Genomic DNA, 17,232 nt, shown 5'->3' with positions numbered 1-17,232 from the left:
GTCCCCGCATCGCGTGAATCGCCGGTGTCACATCAGCAGCCGCGTCAGTTCCACCCGGGAGCGCACGCCCAGCCGGGCGAACACGTTGCGCAGGTGATGGTCGACGGTGCGCGGGCTGAGGAAGAGCCGGGCGGCCACCTCCCGGTTCGTCGCGCCCTCCGCCACCAGCCGGGCGATGCGCAGCTGCTGCGGCGTCAGCAGCTCCTCCGGGCCGCCGCCGGGCGCCTGGCGGGGCACGGTCTCGCCCGCCGCGCGCAGTTCGGCGCGGGCCCGCTCGCTCCACAGCGACGCCCCCAGCCGTTCGAACGTCTCCAGCGCGCCGTTCAGGTGCTCCCGCGCGGCGGCCGGCCGGCGTTCCCTGCGCAGCGCCGTCCCGTACAGGAACTGGGTGCGCGCCGTCTCGAACCGGCAGGCGCCCCGCCGGTGCAGCTCCAGCGCGTCCTGGAAGTGCTCGCCGGACTCGCCGGGCGCGGCGATCAGGGCCCGGCAGCGCGCGACGAGCGCGCGCCGGTCCGGGCTGCTCGTGCTGCCCGCCCACCGTTCCAGCACCCGCAGCGCCGCCGCCGCGCGCCGGTCGTCGCCGATGCCCGCCGCGGCCTCGATGAAGTGCGGGCTCGCCATGACCCGTACGACGACGTGCTCGTTGTCGCGGTGGCCGCGCAGCCGGGCGGCGGAGTCGGCGAGCCGGCCCGCGGCCAGGTCGAGGTGGGCCAGCGCCCAGGTGCCGAGGGCGCCGGCGATGCCCAGGCCGTGCGACTCGGCCAGGTCGAGCGCGCGGTGGGCGCGGTCCCGGCAGGCACCGGCGTCGCCCTTGACCGCGTCGGCGTGCGCCAGCCAGGCCAGGTGCCGGGCGGCGGCGTTGGGCTGGCCGGACGCCTCGGCCAGCCGGAGCCCCTCCGCGGCGTACTCGGCCACAGACGAGTAGCGGCCCAGCCAGAAGTGCGCCTGCACCACCGACTCCAGCAGCTGCGGCACCAGGGTGATCGCGCCCCGGCGGCGCGCGGTGTCGACGGCGCGCGCCGACAGCTCCAGCGCGGTCGCGTCCTCGCCCAGCAGCAGGCCCGCCACGCACGCCCACATCAGCGCGACCGGGCTGCTCACGGCAGGGGCCAGCCGCACCACCCGCCGCAGCGGCCCGGCGGCGGCGGTGTGGTCGCCGCTGAACGTCGCGGCGATCCCCTGCACGTACTCGAACATGAGCTGTACGTCCGCGCAGTCGTCGGGACGGCGCAGCAGCGCGACCTGACCGGCGATGGCATGAAAAGTACGGATGTCGCCGGTCAGGTAGCTGGCCTCGGCCGCCTGCAGCAGAGCCTTGGCGCCGCCGATCCGGTCACGCCGCACCAGGCAGGAGGCGGCGGTCAGCAGCATGTCCCGCGCGCTGTCGGCGTGCCCGCTCAGCAGCTCCAGCTGCGCGTGCAGGACCTCGGCCCGGCCCTCCGGCGGGTGCCCCGGCTGGGCGAGCAGCCACCTGGCCCTGGGCAGGTCACCGGACAGCCAGGCGTGCCGGGCCGCCGCGGCCAGCCACTCCGCCCTGCTCTCCGCGTCACCGGTCAGCTCGGCGGCGTACTCGTACGCGGCGGACCGGCCCGGATACCCGCGTGCGCCGGTTTCGGACGCGGCGGCGGCCAGCTCGGCGGCGAGCCGATCGGCGGGCCCGTCGGCGGCGTGGGCCCGGTGCCAGGCGCGGGCGAGCCGGTGCCGGTCGCCGTCCAGCAGCCGGGCGAGCAGCCGGTGCGCCGCCCGCCGGTGCGCGAGCGGCGCCTCGGCGCGCGTGACGGCCCGTACGATCTCGTCCGCGAACCTGTACGGCCCGCCCTCCGACCTGATCAGCCCCGCGCGTACGGCGGGGGCCAGGACATCGGCGGGGGAGTCGAGGCAGACGGCCGGCTCCGGGCGGACAGCTCTGTCCGAACCCGGGAGGACGTGAAGCGGGCATCGGAGGGTTTCGGCGTTCAGGCCCGGGTCGAGGGCGAGGAGCAGGAGGAGGAAGCGGGTGTTCTCCGGGAGCCCGGCCAGGCGTCCGGCGTGGGCGCGGTGCAGGCGGCCGTCCGGCGGGAGGGCGGTGGGCGGGGCGGCCAGCCCGGCGAGCTGTTCGGCCGTGAGGGAGGCGAGGAGTTCGCGCCAGGCCAGCGGGTTGCCCCCGGCCAGCCGTGCCAGGCAGGTGCGGAGCTCGCCGGGGAGGTCTCCGGCCAGCGCCCGGCACGCGGCGGGATCCAGCCCTTCCAGCACCCGTACGGGCAGGTCGTCCGGCAGCCCGGATGCGTCCCGCACGGTCAGCAGCATCGCGATCCGCTCGCCCGCGAGCCGGCGGGCGGCGAAGCAGAGCGCGTCCCTGCTGACGTCGTCGAGCAGATGGAAATCGTCCACGCACACCAGCACCGGCTCCGCCGCCGCCAGCCCGGCCAGGAACTCCAGCACCGCCGCGTGCAGCGCCATCCCGCCCTCGGCGGCGCCCAGCAGCGTCCGCGCCAGCACCGGCGACCGGGCCGGCCCCGCCACCGGCCGCAGCAGCGCGTGCAGCCCGGACGCGGGCAGTCGCGCCTCCTGGGCCACCCCGCGCGCACGCAGGACGGTGAACCCGTCCGCCAGGGAACCGGCCCGCCCGAGCAGGGCGGTCTTGCCGATCCCCGGCGGCCCCGCCAGCACCAGTGATCCGCCGTCGCCCGCCCGCGCGGCGTCGAACAGCAGCCGCACAGCCTCCAGTTCGGCGGCGCGGCCATGCAACCTCTCCAACATGACCCGAGTGTGACTCGGGTTTGTCAAACGGGAAAGGGTCCGGCTGTAAAGGGGACTCAGGCCACCCAGGCGGCGGTGTCGTCGATCCGCTGCCGCCAGAGCTTCTCGCCCTCCCCGCCCGGCTCCCGCCGCCCGGCGAACTCCAGCAGGTCGCGGCAGCGCGCCAGCATCGTGGTGTGCCGCTCCTCCCACGACGGCACGGGCCCCCCGTACGCCTCGAAGAAGTGACGCAGGTGAGGCACGTGCTCCGGATGGTGGGCGCGCACGATCCACTCGCACCACGCCAGATCCTCCACCGGACGGCCGGGATGCGCCCACTCCCAGTCGAGGATCGCGACCGCGCGGAACGTGCCGGGGTCGAACAGCATGTTCTGCGGCCCGTAGTCGCCGTGCACGAACCCCATCCGGTGGAGCTTGGCCAGCGCCCGCCCGCACTCGGCGAGCACCTCGACCGGGTGGCCCTCGTCGAGCAGGTCCTGGCCGTGGACGCCCGGGACGTAGTGCATGCTCAGGCTCGTGTCGGTCACGGAGTGGAGCTTCGGCACCGGCAGCCGTCTGCGCAGCCGCCGCAGGAACCGCGCCTCCGTCCGGAGCCGGACGGCCGCGTCGGGCCCCTGGTAGCACTTGACGACGAGAGCGCCGTCTCCGACCGTGCTGTTGGTGTACCCGTGCTCCACGAGAGACGATTGTGGCCTACTCCTGGGGCGGGCGTGAGCGGGCGCGCCCAGACTTGCCCAACTTGTACGAAACGTCGGGTGATCGACACGCTGAGGGATAAATCGATTGCCGATCAACCGGTGACTTTGCCACTGTTGACAGGCCATGCGAACCCTCCCCGACGCCGACCCGGGCGTGCCCGACATCCGCAGCCCCCTGCGCTACCTGTGGTGGAACGCGCGGCGGCAGAGCGGCGCCCTGCTGGCCGGCATCGCCTTCGCCACCACCTGGTGGCTCGCGCAGGCGCTGGTGCCGGCCGTGCTCGGCAAAGGCATCGACGCGCTCCGGCTGAAGGACACCGACGCCCTGCTCGCCTGGTCCGCCATCCTGCTGGGGCTCGGGCTGGTGCAGGCGTTCACCGGGATCATGCGTCACCGGTTCGCCGTCTACAACTGGCTGGCCGCCGCCTACCGCACCGTCCAGCTCACCACCCGGCAGGCGGCCCGGCTCGGCGCCACCCTGTCCAAGCGGCTGTCCACCGGTGAGGTCGTCAGCGTCGGCAACTCCGACATCGCGCACATCGGCGGCTCCATGGACATCCTGCTGCGCGGCGTCGGCTCCGTCGTGGCCATCGCCGCCGTCACGGTGATCCTCATCGCCACCTCACCCGTACTCGGGCTCATGGTGCTGATCGGCGTGCCCGTGATGACGGCGGCGGTCGGGCCGCTGCTGCGTCCCCTGCACCGGCGGCAGAAACGCCAGCGCGACCTCACCGGCGACCTGGCCACCAGGTCCGCCGACATCGTGGCCGGCCTGCGGGTGCTCCGCGGCATCGGCGGCGAGCAGGTCTTCGCCGACCGCTACCGCGAGGAGTCGCAGCGGGCCCGCCACGCGGGCGTCGGCGTGGCCCGGGTGGAGTCGCTGCTCGAAGGCTCCCAGATCGTGCTGCCCGGCCTGCTCATCGCGCTCGTCACCAGCGTCGGCGCCGCCTTCGCGGTCGACGACCGCATCACCGTCGGCCAGCTCGTCACCTTCTACGCGTACGCGGTCTTCCTGATCGCGCCGATGCGGACGCTCACCGAGATGGCCGACCGGCTGACCAAGGGACACGTGGCCGCCCGCCGGGTGGTGCGCATCCTGTCGATCGAGCCGGAGGTGACCGGCGGCACGGGCAGCACCGCGGGCGGCGTGCTGCGCGACTGCTACAGCGGCGTCACCCTGCAGCCCGGCTCTCTCACCGCGCTCGCCGCGGCCCGGCCGGAGGACGCCATCGCGATCGCCGACCGGCTGGGCCGCTACACCGCGGGCGACGTCACCTTCGGCTCCGCCGACCTGGCGTCGCTGCCTCTGGAGGAGGTACGGGAGCGCATCCTCGTCGCCGACAACGGCGCCCGCCTGTTCACCGGGCCCCTCCGCGACGAGCTCGACGTGCGCGGCACCGCCACCCCCGAGCGGATCCGGCAGGCCCTCCGCACGGCGAGCGCCGAGGACATCGTGGAGGCGCTGCCCGACGGGCTCGACGCCTGGGTGGCGGAGGCGGGGCGGGAGTTCTCCGGCGGCCAGCAGCAGCGGCTCCGGCTCGCCCGGGCGCTGCTGGCGGACCCCGAGGTGCTCATCCTCGTCGAGCCGACCAGCGCCGTCGACGCCCACACCGAGGCCCGCATCGCCGAACGGCTGGCGGCCGCGCGGGCCGGACGCACCACGCTGGTCTGCACCACGAGCCCGCTGGTGCTCGACCGTACGGATCACGTGATCTACGTCGAGGACGGCCGGGTCCGCGCCGAGGGCACCCACCGCGACCTCCTGACCACCTGCCTGCCCTACGCGGCCACGGTCACCCGGGGAGAGACGTGACGCCGGGGCGGTGTGACCCGCCTGCCGTACGCGGACACGGTCGCCCAGGGGACCTCTGACGCGAGCGGCGGAGGGGGACGGGGCAGTGAGTTCGAAGGGGGAGGGGTGACGGGATGGCCCGTGAGATTCTTCCGGTCGCGGACCGGAAGCAGGTGCGCGCCTACGCGCGGCGGCTGACGCTGAAGTACCCGCGGGGGCTGGCCGCCGCCCTCGCCCTGCACGCGCTCGCCGCCGTCGCCGGACTGGTGGTGCCGTGGCAGCTCGGCAGGCTGGTGGAGGACGTCGAGAACGGCGCCGCGGTGAACGTGGTGCTGTTCGCCGCCGGGGTCGCCGGGTTCCTGCTGCTCCAGGGCGTGCTGGTCAGGTACGCGGTGCTCGCGTCGGCCAAGCTGGGCGAGAAGGTGCTGGCCGAGCTCCGCGAGGAGTTCGTGGAACGGGTGCTGGCCCTGCCGCTGTCGACCGTGGAACGGGCCGGCTCGGGCGACCTGCTCACCCGTACCTCGCGCGACGTCGACTCGTTGTCGCGTACGGTGCGGCACGCGGTTCCGGAGACCCTGATCGCGGTCGTCACGTTCGTGATCACCGTGGGCGCGATCGTGCTGGTCAGCCCGCTGCTCATCCTGCCGATGCTGGTGTCGGCGCCGCTGCTGTTCTTCTCCACCCGCTGGTATCTGCGCCGGGCCAGGGACGGCTACCTGCGCGAGAACGCCGCCTACGCGGAGATGACCGAGGGGCTGGCCGAGACCGTCGAGGGGGCCAGGGCCGCCGAGGCGCTCGGCCTCCAGGAGCGGCGGCGCGAGCGGGCCGACCGCGACATCGCCGGCTCGTACGCCGCCGAACGCTACACGCTACGGCTGCGCACGGTCTGGTTCCCGTCGGTCGAGCTGGGCTACGTGGTGCCGCTCGTCGCCACGCTGCTGGTCGGCGGGCTGCTCTACGACGCCGGGTGGGTGACGCTGGCGCAGGTCACCTCCGCGGCGCTCTACGCCCAGCAGCTGGTCGACCCGCTCGACCGGTTCCTCATGTGGATCGACGAGCTCCAGGTGGGCGGCGCGGGCATGGCGCGGCTGCTCGGCGTCGCGAACGTGCCCGACGACCGCGAGCCCGGCGGCGCCCGGCCCGCCGGCGAGCTGCTCCACGCCGACGAGGTGCGCTACGCCTACCGGGAGGGCCGCGACGTGCTGCATGACGTGTCGCTCACCGTGCGGCCCGGCGAGCGGCTGGCCATGGTGGGGCCGTCGGGCGCGGGCAAGTCGACGCTCGGCAGGCTGCTCGCCGGCATCCACGGCCCCCGCACCGGCACGGTCGCCGTGGGCGGTGTGCCGCTGGTGGAGCTGCCGCTGGACGAGCTGCGCGGGCACGTCGCGCTGGTCACCCAGGAGCACCACGTGTTCAAGGGCACGCTCCGCGACAACCTGCTGATCGCCCGGCCCGGCGCGGACGACGCGGCGATCCGCGACGCGCTCGCCGCCGTGGACGCCCTGGAGTGGGTGCTCGCCCTGCCCGAGGGGCTGGACACGGACGTCGGCTCGGGCGGCACGGCGATCTCGCCCGCGCACGCGCAGCAGCTCGCGCTGGCCCGGCTCGTCCTGGCCGACCCGCACACGCTCGTGCTGGACGAGGCGACGTCGCTCATCGACCCGCGCGCCGCCAGGAACCTGGAACGCTCACTGGCGGCGGTGCTCGACGGCCGGACGGTCATCGCGATCGCGCACCGCCTCTACACCGCGCACGACGCCGACCGGGTGGCGGTGGTGGAGGACGGGCGGATCACCGAGCTGGGCTCCCACGACGAGCTGGTGGCCGCGGGCGGCTCCTACGCCGCCCTCTGGCGGAGCTGGCACGGCTCGCCGAGCTCCGACGACGCCTCCATCGAAGCCGCCGCCCCCGCCTGATCACCGACACTCCGGCCTGATCACCGGCGTGCCCGGCTGATCGTCGGCGCACTCGCCTGATCAGCGGCGCGCCCAGCTGATCACGGGCGCGCCCGAGACTGATCGTCGGTGGTCAGGCCAGGTGGAGGGACTTCTTCAGGAAGTCGACCTGGAGCAGCAGCAGGTTCTCCGCCACGACCTCCTGCGGGGTCATGTGGGTGACGCCCGACAGCGGCAGCACGGTGTGCGGGCGGCCCGCCGCGAGCAGCGCCGACGACAGGCGGAGCGTGTGGGCCGCCACCACGTTGTCGTCGGCCAGCCCGTGGATGAGCAGCAGCGGCCGTTCCAGCTTGCCGGCGTCGCCGAACAGCGACGACTTCTCGTACGCCTCCGGCTGCTCGTCCGGGTGCCCGAGGTAGCGCTCGGTGTAGCAGGTGTCGTAGAGCCGCCAGTCGGTCACCGGCGCCCCCGCCACCGCCGCGTGGAACACGTCCGGCCTGCGCAGCACCGCGAGCGCGGCCAGGTAGCCGCCGAACGACCACCCGCGGATCGCCACCTTCTCCAGGTCGACGTCGTCGGGGTACTGCTCGGCGACCCCGCGCAGGGCGTCGATCTGGTCTTCCAGGGCGGGCGTGGCCAGGTCACCCAGGACCTCGCGCTCGAACTCGGGGCCGCGCCCCGGGGTGCCCCGCCCGTCGGACACGATCACGGCGAACCCCTGCTCCGCGAACCACTGGCTCTCCAGGTAGCCGTTCCACCGGTTGAGCACCCGCTGCGCGTGCGGTCCCCCGTACGGATCCATGAGGACGGGCAGCCGCCGCGAGCCCGGCTCGTGCCAGGAGGGCAGCACCACGGCGGTCGCCAGCTCGCGGCGGCCGGAACGGCCGATCGAGACGCGCAGGTCGAGGCCGGGCCGCTCGGCGTAGGAGGGGATCGGGATGGCGACGCCGTCGCGGCGCACCACCGTGGTGGAGACGCCCTCGGCGTCGAGGCTCTGCTCGGTGAGGACGCCGACGCCGCCCGCCATCCGGCCGCTGAACACGCCCGACCGGGTGGAGACCGGCAGCAGCGAGTGGCCGTCCCAGGTCCACAGCTGGATCTCGGTCGGGTCGCCGCTGGCGCTGAACAGCACGCTGTCGTGGTCGACGTCGAGCACCGCGCGCACCTGCAGCGTGGGCGGGGTGACCGGGCGGTCGCCGACGAACAGCCGGTGGCCGCCGTCGGCGGTGGCCACCCAGACCAGGGAGCCGTCGTCGAGGTGGGCGGGCACGCCGGGGACGATGTCGACCCAGGCCGGGTCGGTGTCCTCGCGCACCAGCGTGGACTCGCCCGTCTTCGGGTCGACCGAGAGCAGGCGCATCGTCTTCTGGTCGCGGGAGAGCGTCACGATCGACAGCGCGTGGGAGTCCCACGCCGCCGCCGCGAGGTATTCGTGCTCGAACGGCACCGCGACCCGGGACCCGTCGAGCCCCAGCACGAACAGCTCGGTCACGGCGTTGGGGGTGCCCGCGGCCGGGTAGCGCTGGGCGGTGGCGGGCCTGCCCGGGTTGGCCGGGTCGGCGATGTACCAGGTGTGGACCGGCGCCTCGTCGGCCCGCTCCACCAGGAGCGCGTCGGCCGACGGCGACCACCAGTGGCCGCGCATGCGGTCCATCTCCTCGGCGGCGATGAACTCCGCGAGACCGTACGTGACGGTCTCGGACTCGGGGGTGGCCAGCGCCCGGTCCTCGCCGGTGATCAGGTCGTGGACGTGCAGCGCGCCGCCGGTGACGTAGGCGACGCGGCGCCCGTCGGGGGAGAGCCGGGGGTCGATCACGGCGCCGGCCGTCTCCAGCCGCCGGGTGCGCCCGGTGGCCAGGTCGGTCACGTAGAGGCCGCCGGACAGCGCGAACGCCGCCGTGGCCGCCGCCGCGTCGGTCGAGTAGGACACCACGCCGCCCGCCTGCTCGCGGCTGCGCTCGCGCCGGGCGCGCTCCTCCGGCGGCAGGTCCTCCTCACCGGCGTCGAGCGCCCGCGGGTCGACAACCAGCCGCTCCATGTGGCTCTCGGTGTCGAGCTCCCACAGGCACGTCACCGGGTCGGTGCCGGACTTGGTGCGCAGGAACAGCACCCGCGCGCCGTCGGGGGAGACGGTGAAGCTCCTGGGCACGCCCAGGGTGAAGCGGCGGGTCCTGGCATGGAGGCGCGGGAAGCTCTCACTCATGGGCCCAATCCTGCCAGTTGTTACGCTCGGGACCATGATTGACCGACGGCTGCTGCTCGTGCACGCCCACCCCGACGACGAGACGATCGGGACCGGCGCCACCATGGCCCGTTATGTCGCCGAGGGCGCCCACGTCACGCTGGTCACCTGCACGCTGGGCGAGGAGGGCGAGGTCATCCCCGAGGAGCTGGCGCACCTGGCCGCCACGGAGGACGACGTGCTCGGCGACCACCGGATCGGCGAGCTGGCCGCCGCCTGCGCGGCGCTCGGCGTCGAGGACCACCGCTTTCTGGGCGGGCCGGGTCGCTGGCGCGACTCCGGGATGATGGGGGTCGCCTCCAACGACCGGCCGGGCGCGTTCTGGCGGGCCGATGTGGACGAGGCGGCGGGCGAGCTGGTCAAGGTCATCCGGGAGGTGCGCCCTCAGGTGCTCGTCACGTACGACGAGAACGGGCATTACGGGCACCCCGACCACATTCAGGCCCACCGGGTCTCCCGCCGGGCCTTCGAGCTGGCCGCCGACCCCGGGTTCGGCGAGGGCGAGCCGTGGCGGATCGCGAAGTTCTACCACACCGCCACGCCCAGGTCCGTGCTGGCCCGGTCGAATGAGGCGCTGCGCGCGGCCGGCCCGCCGTTCACCCTCCAGGAGGTGGACGACATGCCCTTCGGCGACGCCGATGACATTGTCACCACCGAGATCGACGCCCGGCCCTGGGCGGGCCGCAAGGCGGCGGCGATGCGCGCCCACCGGACGCAGATCACGGTGTCGGAGCCGTGGTTCGCGCTCTCCAACGGCATCGGCCAGGAGATCCGGGGCGTCGAGCACTACGTGCTGGCCATCGGCGAGCGCGGGCCCGCCGTGCCCGGTCCCCCGGTCGAGGCCGGGGGGCTCGGCGAGCCCCACGTGCGGGAGAACGATCTGTTCGCCGGCATCCACTAACCTCGATCGACATGGAACAACGCAGCCAGGTCGAGTCGGCGCTTGGAGGAGCCGCCTACGGCATGCTCTTCGTGCTGGGCGTCGTCATGGGCGTGGTGGGCGGGTTCACCCACGGCGCGTGGCCGGGCTTCCCGGTGCTCTCGGCGGTGCTCTGGCTGCTCCTGGTCTTCGGCGTCTCGCTGGGCGCGGGCAGGCTGATGCGCGGCCGCGCGGGCGCCGCCGTCACGTCCGCCGGTTGGCTGCTGGTGTCGATGGCGTTCTCGCTGCAGCTCGGCGCGGGCGATCTGGTGATCGCCGACACCGTGGCCGGGTACGTGTATCTCTACGGCGGGCTGGTGGCCCTGGCGGCGGCGTTTCTGCTGTCGCCCTCGTCCGGGGGTTCGTGGCTGTTGCGGGGGCATCCGGAAAGCGGCCGGATCGAATCCGGGAAATGGCACGGTACGGGCGGAAAAGACGCTGCTTAATAGCACGACCGGCATTTCTTGATCTATCGGATTTATTCAGGTGTTTCTCCCAGCCCGGCGGCGGAAGGGAAGGCCGCGGGGCCGGGAGAATTCGATCACCGCACCTGTGGTGTCGCCGGAGGCGGCGTTTCCGTGGGCACCTCGGGCGGCGTCCGGGTGGGGAGCTCCGGCAGTGTCTCGGACGGCGGCTCTTCCGGCTGCGGGCACGTCGGGATCTCGGTCGGCCCAGTAGTCGGCGCCTCGGTGGGGTCGAGGGTCGGGGCCGGGACGTCGGTGGGTGCATCAGTCGGGTCGGCCGTCGGCGGATCGGTGGGGTCGGCCGTTGGCGGGTCCGGCGTCACGGTGGGGTCGGCCGTCGGCGGCTCTGGTGCCGCGGTCGGGTCGGTGATCGGCGGGTCCGTGGGTGCCGCGGTCGGGTCCACGGTCGGCGGGTTCGCAGGGTCCGCGGCCGGCGGCGGAGTGTCGATGACCGTGGGTGTTTCCACAGGTGGTGCGGGCTGACAGGTGAAGGTGGCCGTCGCCGTGGCGGTGACCGTCTCGGTGACTGTGACGGGCGGCGCCGTGACCGTGACCGTGGGGCCGGGGAGCGCCCACATCCTGATCCTCGGCTTGCCGCGCAGCCAGTAGTCGCCGAGGCCGATCCGCTTGGCGACCTGGCCCGTACCGGAGGCACAGGATGGTCAATCTCATAATCCTGCTCTCTGGGAGATTTCAGGACGCAGATTATTATTCCGACTTGTCAAGATTGGTCAAGACTAAGACGTATGGACAGGCGATATCGGTTCCGGCGCATCGTCAATTTCCTCAATCTCACCACTCCGCTCGGTCTGCTCATCGCCGCGATCGGGGGCGCGACCAGGCGATCCGGCCCCGACGGGCTGGTGCTCGCCTACGGGTACCGCTACCGCTTCCCGATCGCCGGGGCGTTCACCGTGGGGAACGTAGTGATCACCAGGCGCGACCGGCTCGGCGAGACCCTGATCCGGCACGAGAGCAGGCACGCCAGCCAGTGGGCCTGGTGCCTCGGCCTGCCCATGCTCCCGCTGTATCTCCTGGCCATGCTGGTCTCGGTGCTCGTCTGCGGCGATCAGGCGTCCTACAACCCCTTCGAACGCCTCGCCGGCCTGGACGCGGGCGGCTACCCGCGCAGACCGCCGCGCTGGCGCGTACGGGCAGGTGAGCGTCCCCGTGAGTGACTGATCGAATACCCGGGGCAGGTGACCGCCATGACGGAGATCATCGATGCCCCGAAGAGGACCGGCGGATTCCGGGACCGCCTCACCGACCGGCCGTCAGGATGGCGGGAGGTGTTCAGCATCGCCTGGCACGGCCTGTTCCCGCCCGACCTGCGCGACGCCGCCCGCATCCCCATCGCCGGCGGCGGGCTGCCCCCGGTGGCGGCGGGGGAGACGTCCGTGACCTGGGTCGGGCACGCGACCTACCTGATCCGGACAGGCGGCCTGGCCGTGCTCACCGACCCGGTCTGGTCGCGCCGCATCCCCGGGGTCCGCGCCCGGCTCACCCCGCCCGGCCTGGCCTGGGAGGAGCTGCCGCCGATCGACGCCGTGGTCATCAGCCACGACCACTACGACCACCTGGACTGGCCCACCGTGCGCAGGCTGCCCAGGGGGACGCCGATGCTGGTGCCGGCCGGGCTCGGGAAGTGGTTCACCGGCCGCGGCTTCACCGAGGTGATCGAGCTGGACTGGTGGGAGTCGGCGACCGTCGGCGGCGTGAGCTTCGAGTTCGTGCCCGCCCACCACTGGAGCAGGCGCACCCTCTTCGACTTCTGCCGCACCCTCTGGGGCGGCTGGGTGATCGGCGGGTCGGTGTACTTCGCCGGCGACACCGGCTACGGCGAACGGCTCGCCCGGATCGGCGCCCGCCACCCCGGCCTCGACCTGGCGCTGCTGCCGATCGGCGCCTACCAGCCGCCGTGGGCGATGGAGCCCGCGCACCTCAACCCGCCGCAGGCCGTGCGGGCCTTCCTGGACCTGGGCGCCCAGCGGATGGCCACCATGCACTGGGGCACGTTCGTGCTCTCGGGCGAGCCGCTGCTGCGGCCCCTGGAGTGGGTCCGCGAGGAGTGGGCCGCCCACGGCCTGCCCGGCGAGCGTCTGTGGGGGCTGGCCGTGGGCGAGTCGCGCTCCTTCTGATCAGGGCCGGAGCCGCAGGACGTGCACGGCGGCCTTGGTCACCGACTCCCTGTCCGACCGCATCGGCAGCAGCTCGTCCCTGGCCCACAGCTCGGCCTGGTCCCAGTAGTTGTCGTGGAAGGCGTGGCCGGACGCGCCCGTCAGGTTGATCCACCGCGACTTGTCCAGGTCGGCCAGGTTCACGATCATCCGCATGGACGCAACGGTCGTGACCGCGTACCCCTCCTGCACGTTCCAGCCGTTGGCGTTCACCGCGTCCTTGCCGCCCGGCGCGGCCAGCGGCCCCCGGTTGAACAGCGCCTCGATCGGCGCGATCCCGGAGGTGCCGAGCGAGCCGTGGGTGAGCGTGAGCGTGTGCAGGTCGCCCCAGCGCCACGCCTTCACGTCCTCGCCGAGCAGTTCCTTCAGCTCCTGGTAGGCCGAGGCCAGGGCCTGGCGCAGGATGTCGTCGCGCCGCTCGGTGACCTCCTCGGTGCGGGTGTCGTCCCAGAACGGGTCGTCGGGGTCGTCCAGCAGCGCGGAGACGACCTCGTACCAGCGGTCGCCGCCGTTCGGCCAGGCGCCCTCCGGCAGGTCGTCGTGGAAGGTCAGCTCCAGCAGGTGCCGCCAGACCGCGTTGAAGTACGCGGCGGCGGCCGAGCCGACGTCCTGGGAGCCGTCCCAGCCGTCGAGCAGCGCGCGCGCCTCTTTGCTCGGGCCGGCCAGGTCCACCGCCATCAGCGACGGCACCAGCCTCTCGGCGAACAGGTTGCGGTCGTCGGCCTGGATCCGGGCCATCGCCTCGACGTCCACCTTGCCCTTGTCGATCTCCTCGCGCAGCAGGCCGAGGATGCGCTGGGAGCGGTAGCCGTGCGACCAGTCCTCGGTCAGCAGCGGCCGGTAGCGCCGGGGGTCGATGACGGCGTTGTTCGCCGTCACGACGTACCCCTCCTCCGGGTTGCGCACCGACGGGAGCTGGTCGTACGGGATGGGCGCGGTGTACCAGTCGTACTCGCCGGTCCAGCCCGGCACGGGGACCGTGCCGTCACCGGCCTTGCGTACGGGGATGCGTCCGGGAGCCTGGTAGCCGATGTTGCCCGCGGTGTCGGCGTAGACCAGGTTCTGCGCGGGCACCTCGAAGAGCGCCGCCGCCGCCCGGAACTCGTGCCAGTCGCGCGCCTCGTTCAGCTCGAAGATCGCGTCGGCGGTGCGGCCCGGCATGAGCGCGGTCCACGACAGCGCCACCGCGTTGGCCTCGCCGCTCGGTTTCACCTGGCCCATGACCTCGTTGACCAGCGGCCCGTGCCGGGTGCTGCGCACGGTGATGGTGACCGGGGACTCGCCCGCCACCTGGATCCGCTCCCGGCGGGTCTTCAGCGGCACCTGCTCGCCCTGGTAGAGGTAGGTGTCGCCGCTGACCTTCTCCAGGAACAGGTCGGCCACGTCGGGCCCCAGGTTGGTGAATCCCCACGCGATCCGGTGGTTGTGCCCGATGACCACGCCGGGCACGCCGGAGAACGAGAAGCCGGTCACGTCGAACGGGCACGCCGCGCTCAGCTTCCGGCAGTGCAGGCCCACCTGGTACCAGACCGAGGGCAGCTGGGCCGACAGGTGCGGGTCGTTGGCCAGGATCGGCTTGCCGCTCTTGGTGTGCTCGCCGGAGACCACCCAGGAGTTGGAGCCCAGGCCCTCCCGGTCGGCCGCGCCGATCGTGCTGGGCACCGCGCCGAGCGCCTTGGCGGCCTGCGCCAGCGCCTCCTCGCCCGTACCGAGCTCCTGCCGGGCGCGCGGCTCGGCGGTCTGGTCGAAGCGGTCCTGATCGATCGTGCCGCGGGTGACGATCGGCTCGTGCTTCTCGTACGGATAGCCCGGGTAGAGCTGGGCGACCCGCTCGGGCGGCAGCACGGTGAGCGCCAGGGCGCGATCGATCTCGTCCTCCAGGTTGCTGCGCAGGTCCCAGGCCATGGCCTTGAGCCAGGAGATGGAGTCGAGCGGCGCCCACGGCTCGGGGTTGGAGGCGCCGTTCTGGACCTTGAGGATCGAGTATTCGAGGCTGCGCTCGGAGGCGTTGGGGTTGGCGGCGATCCAGCCGTTCACGCCCTTGGCGTAGGAGTCGAGGAAGCGCCGGGTGCGGTCGGTCAGGAGGGGCAGCTCCTGGGCGGCCACGTGGCGCCAGCCCATCGTTCTGATGGCCTTGTCGCTGTCGAGGGTCGCGGGGCCGAACAGCTCCGACAGCCTGCCGGCGGTCACGTGGCGGCGGAAGTCCATCTCCCAGAAGCGGTCCTGGGCGTGGACGAAGCCTTGGGCCAGGAAGAGGTCTTCGGACGTGTCAGCGTAGATGTGCGGGATTCCGTACTTATCCCGATAAATCTCCACATTCCCGGTGAGGCCCGGGAGCCGTATCGTGCCCTCCAGCTGCGGGAACGACTGCCGGACGGTGAACACGAGCACCCCCGTGAGCACCACCGCGATCGCCAGGAGAACGGTCACCACCCGCGCGAACCACCGAAGCGGTCTCGGCAGCCACGCGTACGGCTTCAACCTCACGAAAACCTCCATACTCCCCGCGCTGGCACCCAGTGTGGCAGCCCCCGCCGGCTCCTCTCACCGCCGTCACACCGCGTCCTCTCTCGCGCACTGGGAGGCATCTCGCAACCCGGATGCAACCCAAGATCTGTCTATCGTGCGCATGGCGCGCTACCGTCCACACCCCCGCACCAGGACGGCGCCATCCCGGGCGGACGGTTCCTGCCATGCCGTCCGCCCGACCCCATTCGCAGCGATCTTGGATCCTAACGGGAAAGCCCTGCCCGCACCGCGCGCGAGCGGGGCCGGGGCTCAGCGCCCGGTCACCTTCAGCGTGACGAAGTAGTCGTACGCCGTCGGCGTGCTCCCCTCCCGGCCGTCGTGCTCGGCCACGTTGACGGCCTCCACCCTGTCCACGAAGCCGCCGCCGCGTCCGCGGGGGAGACGATGAGCGCGGGAGCGGCCACCACTACGGCTGCGGCGAGTCCGGGAAAGCGCATGACGCTCCTTGGGATCTCTCGGCTCGCGACCATCGGGAGTGGCGCTCACGCCGCATCGGCTACCGTCAGGGAACCGTTGATGTGCTGGTAAAGCCGGCCTCCGCGCCCGCGAATCCTGCTTCGTCGACTATCGGCAGGCGGATGGACCGGCGCTCTGCTCCTGCTGGCGGCGGGCCACCGGCGTGCGGCCACCCGCGCCGCGGAGAAGGCGTGCGCCGGGCCGGGGGTTGCGGTTGTTCAGGTGCGGGGTTTGCCGATGTCCACGGGAAGGTCGAGGGCGAGGACGTAGTCCAGGTGCAGGAACGACTCGAACTTGGCGCCCGCCGGCACCGACTCGTCGTGTTCGAGCTCGTCCATGACCCGCAGCGCCTCCGGGGTGTCGAGGTCGTCGTCGAGGGCGGCTTCGGCGCGCTGGACGTACGCGGTGGACATCGGCGCGCTTGGCGACTCCGACCATTCGGCGACCCGGGCGCGCCAGCGGCGCAGGGTGGCGTCGGCGGCGCGCAGGACGTCCCAGGTGAGGTCGAACGGGCTGCGGTAGTGGTGCTGCAGGAACGCCAGCCGCACCGCCAGCGGGTCGAGCCCGGCGGACGTCACGTCGGCGAGCATAGGGGGTTCGGACAGCAGGCCGGCGCCGTGGGCCCAGCGGCGCACCACTTCGCGCCCGGCCACCGCGTTCCCCTGTGCCCGCATGGCTTCGTGGTGCGGGAAGATCAGCTCGGTGCCGCCGGTCTGGAACGCGACGTCCTCGCCCAGCCTCGCCAGCGACATGGCCGAGCACGAGACGTGCGGCCCGGGCACACCGCGCCCCCACGGCGAGTCCCAGCCGTCCGCGGGCCGCCACAGCACCCAGTCGGCCCGGTTCCGCCGCGGCCCGTCCTCGTCACCGGGCGGGCCCTCCTTCTGCCCGGACAGCTCCCCGTACGTAGGGAAGCTCGCGGCGTCGAAGAACACCCACCCGTCGGCGGCGTACCCGTGACCCCGCTCGATCAGCCCCCTGACCAGCTCGATCACCTGGGCGACGTGCTCGGTGGCGCGTGGCGACTGCTCCGGCGAGCGCAGGTTGAGCGCCAGCGCGTCCCGGGAGACCGCCTCCTCGTACGAGCGAGCGGCCTCGGAGGGGCTGCCCAGGTCGGAGACGCCCCGGCAGACGACCATGCGCACCCGCTGCCGTTCCAGGACCCGGCGGATCAGGTCGGAGAGCAGCAGCGGCCGCAGGTCGCCGAGGTGCGCCGGCCGGTCGACGGGCGGCGCGCACTCGTACAGGCGCACCCCGCGGGCGGGCGGGACCTCCTCGACCTGTCCAGTACGCGTGTCGTAGATCCGCAGCATGCTTCGAC

General features: G+C 73.2%; 12 protein-coding genes. 6 read left to right on the top strand and 6 right to left on the bottom strand.

The window, feature by feature from the left end; translation table 11 throughout:
- Window positions 1-27 precede the first annotated feature (27 nt).
- Both AB0J42_RS22100 and AB0J42_RS22095 read right to left on the bottom strand, forming a co-directional pair.
- Entirely contained in the window at window positions 28-2,739 is a 2,712-nt protein-coding gene (locus AB0J42_RS22100; protein WP_364297211.1) for an AAA family ATPase, read from the bottom strand.
- A gap of 56 nt (window positions 2,740-2,795) precedes the next feature.
- Complete coding sequence (locus tag AB0J42_RS22095; RefSeq protein ID WP_364297209.1) at window positions 2,796-3,416, bottom strand: phosphotransferase; 621 nt, start codon at window positions 3,414-3,416, stop codon at window positions 2,796-2,798.
- A gap of 145 nt (window positions 3,417-3,561) precedes the next feature.
- Between AB0J42_RS22095 and AB0J42_RS22090 the strand changes: the two genes are divergently transcribed.
- Both AB0J42_RS22090 and AB0J42_RS22085 read left to right on the top strand, forming a co-directional pair.
- On the top strand, window positions 3,562-5,250 hold the full coding sequence (locus AB0J42_RS22090; protein WP_364297207.1) for an ABC transporter ATP-binding protein: 1,689 nt from the start codon (window positions 3,562-3,564) through the stop codon (window positions 5,248-5,250).
- Window positions 5,251-5,363: 113 nt separating this feature from the next.
- Window positions 5,364-7,145 carry an ABC transporter ATP-binding protein gene (locus tag AB0J42_RS22085; RefSeq protein WP_364297205.1) on the top strand — a complete coding sequence of 594 codons (1,782 nt, stop codon included), beginning with the start codon at window positions 5,364-5,366 and terminating at the stop codon, window positions 7,143-7,145.
- A 112-nt stretch (window positions 7,146-7,257) separates the two neighbouring features.
- Here AB0J42_RS22085 and AB0J42_RS22080 read toward each other — a convergent pair whose 3' ends face one another.
- Window positions 7,258-9,327 carry a prolyl oligopeptidase family serine peptidase gene (locus tag AB0J42_RS22080; protein WP_364297203.1) on the bottom strand — a complete coding sequence of 690 codons (2,070 nt, stop codon included), beginning with the start codon at window positions 9,325-9,327 and terminating at the stop codon, window positions 7,258-7,260.
- Between the two features lie 34 nt (window positions 9,328-9,361).
- On the opposite strand from AB0J42_RS22080, the gene mshB reads away from it, so the two are divergent.
- Together mshB and AB0J42_RS22070 are read left to right on the top strand one after the other, a co-directional pair.
- The gene (mshB, locus tag AB0J42_RS22075; RefSeq protein WP_364297201.1) at window positions 9,362-10,267 is read left to right on the top strand and encodes an N-acetyl-1-D-myo-inositol-2-amino-2-deoxy-alpha-D-glucopyranoside deacetylase; all 906 of its coding nucleotides are present in this window, start codon (window positions 9,362-9,364) and stop codon (window positions 10,265-10,267) included.
- A gap of 11 nt (window positions 10,268-10,278) precedes the next feature.
- Complete coding sequence (locus AB0J42_RS22070; RefSeq protein ID WP_364297199.1) at window positions 10,279-10,731, top strand: DUF6113 family protein; 453 nt, start codon at window positions 10,279-10,281, stop codon at window positions 10,729-10,731.
- A gap of 95 nt (window positions 10,732-10,826) precedes the next feature.
- Here the strand turns inward: AB0J42_RS22070 and AB0J42_RS22065 are convergent, their stop codons facing one another.
- Complete coding sequence (locus tag AB0J42_RS22065) at window positions 10,827-11,327, bottom strand: hypothetical protein (protein WP_364297197.1); 501 nt, start codon at window positions 11,325-11,327, stop codon at window positions 10,827-10,829.
- Between the two features lie 168 nt (window positions 11,328-11,495).
- Here AB0J42_RS22065 and AB0J42_RS22060 point away from each other — a divergent pair, with 168 nt between their 5' ends.
- Both AB0J42_RS22060 and AB0J42_RS22055 read left to right on the top strand, forming a co-directional pair.
- Window positions 11,496-11,927, top strand: coding sequence for a hypothetical protein (locus AB0J42_RS22060; RefSeq protein WP_364297195.1), 432 nt, complete (start codon window positions 11,496-11,498; stop codon window positions 11,925-11,927).
- A 30-nt stretch (window positions 11,928-11,957) separates the two neighbouring features.
- Window positions 11,958-12,887, top strand: coding sequence for an MBL fold metallo-hydrolase (locus AB0J42_RS22055; protein WP_364297193.1), 930 nt, complete (start codon window positions 11,958-11,960; stop codon window positions 12,885-12,887).
- Here the strand turns inward: AB0J42_RS22055 and AB0J42_RS22050 are convergent, their stop codons facing one another.
- A complete protein-coding gene (locus AB0J42_RS22050) occupies window positions 12,888-15,413 on the bottom strand; it encodes a penicillin acylase family protein (RefSeq protein ID WP_364297191.1) in 2,526 nt (841 codons plus the stop codon). It lies immediately after the preceding gene.
- Between the two features lie 716 nt (window positions 15,414-16,129).
- The gene (locus AB0J42_RS22045; RefSeq protein ID WP_364297189.1) at window positions 16,130-17,224 is read right to left on the bottom strand and encodes a cysteine--tRNA ligase; all 1,095 of its coding nucleotides are present in this window, start codon (window positions 17,222-17,224) and stop codon (window positions 16,130-16,132) included.
- Window positions 17,225-17,232: the final 8 nt, after the last annotated feature.

It is taken from the genome of Nonomuraea sp. NPDC049649 (genome assembly GCF_040675175.1).
GTDB lineage: Bacteria > Actinomycetota > Actinomycetes > Streptosporangiales > Streptosporangiaceae > Nonomuraea.
This window is presented reverse-complemented; position numbering and strand designations above follow the sequence as displayed.

Coding starts and splice junctions, on each gene's coding strand:
- AB0J42_RS22100 (WP_364297211.1), bottom strand. CDS start 2,739: ATGTTGGAGAGGTTGCATGGCCGCGCCGCCGAACTGGAGGCTGTGCGG.
- AB0J42_RS22090 (WP_364297207.1), top strand. CDS start 3,562: ATGCGAACCCTCCCCGACGCCGACCCGGGCGTGCCCGACATCCGCAGC.
- AB0J42_RS22085 (WP_364297205.1), top strand. CDS start 5,364: ATGGCCCGTGAGATTCTTCCGGTCGCGGACCGGAAGCAGGTGCGCGCC.
- AB0J42_RS22080 (WP_364297203.1), bottom strand. CDS start 9,327: ATGAGTGAGAGCTTCCCGCGCCTCCATGCCAGGACCCGCCGCTTCACC.
- mshB (WP_364297201.1), top strand. CDS start 9,362: ATGATTGACCGACGGCTGCTGCTCGTGCACGCCCACCCCGACGACGAG.
- AB0J42_RS22070 (WP_364297199.1), top strand. CDS start 10,279: ATGGAACAACGCAGCCAGGTCGAGTCGGCGCTTGGAGGAGCCGCCTAC.
- AB0J42_RS22065 (WP_364297197.1), bottom strand. CDS start 11,327: ATGTGGGCGCTCCCCGGCCCCACGGTCACGGTCACGGCGCCGCCCGTC.
- AB0J42_RS22060 (WP_364297195.1), top strand. CDS start 11,496: ATGGACAGGCGATATCGGTTCCGGCGCATCGTCAATTTCCTCAATCTC.
- AB0J42_RS22055 (WP_364297193.1), top strand. CDS start 11,958: ATGACGGAGATCATCGATGCCCCGAAGAGGACCGGCGGATTCCGGGAC.
- AB0J42_RS22045 (WP_364297189.1), bottom strand. CDS start 17,224: ATGCTGCGGATCTACGACACGCGTACTGGACAGGTCGAGGAGGTCCCG.